At 50.6% G+C, this 3,165-nt stretch carries 3 protein-coding genes; all 3 read right to left on the reverse strand.

What is annotated here, in order from left to right:
- Positions 1–126: 126 nt before the first annotated feature.
- From ABF821_RS20495 to ABF821_RS20505, 3 genes are read right to left on the reverse strand one after another with little or no spacing between them, the layout of a single operon-like run.
- On the reverse strand, positions 127–1,146 hold the full coding sequence (locus ABF821_RS20495) for a tetratricopeptide repeat protein (RefSeq protein ID WP_415509745.1): 1,020 nt from the start codon (positions 1,144–1,146) through the stop codon (positions 127–129).
- Positions 1,147–1,171: 25 nt separating this feature from the next.
- A complete protein-coding gene (locus tag ABF821_RS20500) occupies positions 1,172–1,774 on the reverse strand; it encodes a contact-dependent growth inhibition system immunity protein (protein WP_415509746.1) in 603 nt (200 codons plus the stop codon).
- Positions 1,771–2,985 (reverse strand): hypothetical protein, encoded by a 1,215-nt coding sequence (locus ABF821_RS20505; RefSeq protein ID WP_415509747.1) that lies wholly within the window; start codon positions 2,983–2,985, stop codon positions 1,771–1,773. Before ABF821_RS20505 ends, ABF821_RS20500 begins: the two co-directional genes overlap by 4 nt.
- Between the last annotated feature and the right edge of the window lie 180 nt (positions 2,986–3,165).

A 3,165-nucleotide genomic window follows, 5' to 3' on the forward strand; every position in this document is an offset into this window, starting at 1 on the left:
ACCGATGGCATGCGCGAACCATAATTTCGGCCCGCAAACGCGGATGGCCGGCAATACGATGTGTGTTTTGTATTGCTTTGCGCCGATTTTTGGAGGAGCCATGTGCGCAAGAAAGGTTATGATCCATTAAGGTGTGAGAATTGTTTTATGATGGACAGAAAGCACCCTCTGTTTCCAGAAAGAGGCTTCTATCTGATTTTTGTGAAAAAATAGCCCATCAGTATAATATTGAGACAACATCTTCGCCGACTCTACATCTCCGGCACGCGCTGATTTCCGCAAGATGGTTTCTGCCAATAAGATGTTCTTTGCAACGAACTCTCCGGATATGAGTTCTTTTGCGTAACTTCTTAGCGCTTCTGGGATATTAAATTCAGACGCCACTTTGAAGCACTGGGCAGCAGCCTTTCGATCGCGTGCTATGCCAAAGCCGCTCTCGAGGAGCAGTCCCTTGACGTAAACGGCGGACGGATAGCCCTGAGATGCGGATCGGAAAACATATGCAGCAGCTACGCGACGTATCGACTCGTCATCCGCTGCGATCCCGATAAAATAGTTTCCAAGAATAAACTGGGCTAACTGAACATCTTTTTTTGCTGCGAAGAGAAGAAGACGAAGACCTTCTCCAATGTTTCTTATATTTTGAGGCCCGTTTATAAGAATATCTCCAAGTTTTCCAGATGCAGGCGCGTGGCCTTGGTCCGAAGCTCGCTTGAGCCACCTTGTTCCCTCTTCGAGACTGGGCCGCTTTGGTTGAGACCAGGGTGTGCCCAGGTATTCCGAAGAAACCCTCTCCATTGGAAGGCCGGATAAATAGAGTAATCCGAGGAGATATTGGGCTTCGGAATTACCGAGCAGGGCGCTCTTATATAGCCAATAGGCCGCATCGTAGTCGGATCGAGGAAATATCCGGTTGTTTAGATAGGCTTTGCCTAATGTCAGGCTACACTCGGCGACTCCCGCCTTTGCGCCGAATTTTATAACATTGGTGATCAGCCTACGCTGCCACCCTTGCCTTATATTCGTTCTTTCCGATACCGTTCCGATAAATATTTTAAATGCACGCGAAGTGTATTGATGGAAAAAACGATAATAAAAATCGAATAAATTCAAAACAATGAAATGAAACGCTGATCGATATCCCACGACGAAACTATTCCGCAGGCCTGCTTCAGGGAAAGACGGGTTGCGTTGACTTGCCCGGTCCTTCGCATTTGGCGAGGGCCTGTAAGACGGTATTGCCGATTGCCTCATCCGAGGCTGTGAAGGGAACGTGGAACACTCGGCCTTCGTTCATGTCTCTTGGCCACGCGGTATGGTGGCCGCCTGCGGAGCTTTTGGAAGCTTTGATGATAATATCCGGTTCCGTTTCGTAAAACCACGAAATGAAAAGACAGTCATATTTATTCCAAGTAGCCTCGCGGTTCTTGTAGCCGTAAGTGGCTGCAACTTCGTCCCAGAAGGCAACGCGGCGGACCGAGGATGCCTGTTTCATCGCAGCAAGTTCTTGCATGTCGAAAGGTGGAGCGTCTTCCGGCACGCAATACTCGCTGGTTTCGAGCGCCCTTCTGACCTGTGAGCCGATCCATTCCGGCGTTACGTCGCGGGAAGCGTGGATAGCAAGTCCGGTTCGGGAGAAAAATAACCCAGCCCAAATTTCCTCCGATACGATAGCAATCCACTTTCCCGAGCGGCTTACTTCGCATGATTTCCGTTTTGTCCCAAAAGGACGCCATTTGTTCTTTGGATCTGGACCGGGTTTCGGCTTTTTCATGCTTTTACCGTGTTGATAGTAAAGATCAGGGACTTTCCGGTGGGAGCCACGAGGTTGAAAGACTCATGATAGGCATAGCAGAGTTCTTGCCATTCCTTGCTGAGTTGTTGGTCCATCTTTGTGGGATCTTCAACCCAAGGAACGGCTAAGTCGAGACTATAGCTCTTTATATCGTCTTGTGTAAAGACCAATTTATCATCTAGAGGTATAGTACTTGGTGACCTGTCGGTCTCATACTTGGTCATCTTTATGACACTGGCTGTGACGCGCGCGGCGACGGCATAAGGATTGTTCCGATAGCTGTCCGCTGCCAGGTTGATCGTCTTGTCGCTCGTTGCGATTGAGTTCTTCTCACCCCAGTGATCAAAAACTTTCCAGTTCGATTTTTCATCCTGCAACCACACGACTCCGGCGGGGTTTTGCGTCGGATTAAGTTGGCTCTGCACCCACGCCTCGTACGGCAGGCCCTGCTGGTCGCTGGTGGTTCCGCTGGTCTTCGTTTTCCATTGGATGCCCTGGTCCTTGTAAATCTGCTTCCAGGGTACCCCATTGACGTCGCCGAAGGTCTGGTTTGCGGCCTTGACGTCATTATTGGAGATTACGTCGTCATTCCATTTGTTGCGGAATTGAACGGGATCGCAGTCCTTCTGATTTTCACTTTCGATTTCCCTCAGTTCGACCAGGACGGTAGTTTCATCGATGACTGCGGCTCCCGCGTTTTCTCCCCCTTCGGCGATAAAGGACCGTGCCTCGTCAGGATCAGACGTCGTTTCCAGATAAGGATTAATCAGGACATTTGCCTCGGCGCCAATCGCCTGGGAGGAGGAAGAGGCGATGTCTGCGATGACGTCACGGAAAGCCACTGACGTGGGAGCCTGATAGACTGATGCCTCCTGCTGCAATTGATCCAGTGACTGATTACTGACGACTGTCCATGCCCAGTGTATGTTGGCCATGGCGTTCGCCATGGTCCCAAGTTCGGTGTTTGTGGGGGCGAGTTGTCCCCAGTCACTATAAATGGTTTGATAGATGCTGTCGGCTTCTGGCAGGACGGACATGTTTTGGAAGATCTGATTTATAGAGCTTCCGTTGGCGAGGCCGCCTTCATAGTTTGTGAGGAGCGCCTGTTGCAGTGATGTACCGGTAAAGAATGTATACGCTGTTCCCAGATCGTTCTGGGCTTCCTGGCAATATGCCGTTACGGAGCGCACATCCTGAAGGGACCCGCCGTTGACGAGGGTCTGCTGGGCTGTGGCAAGACCAGAGGGATCGATCCCTCGGCCGAGAACCTGTTCGTAGATTGTGTTGAGGTCGTTCTGAGCTTCCTGGGAATAGGCTGAACCGCCCCGGGTTTACCGGAGAGTTTGTGGTTCAATAGTCAGGCGGCTTTT

The sequence above is a fragment of the Gluconacetobacter sp. genome, from assembly GCF_047721585.1.
In the GTDB taxonomy this organism is placed as follows: Bacteria; Pseudomonadota; Alphaproteobacteria; order Acetobacterales; family Acetobacteraceae; genus Gluconacetobacter; species Gluconacetobacter dulcium.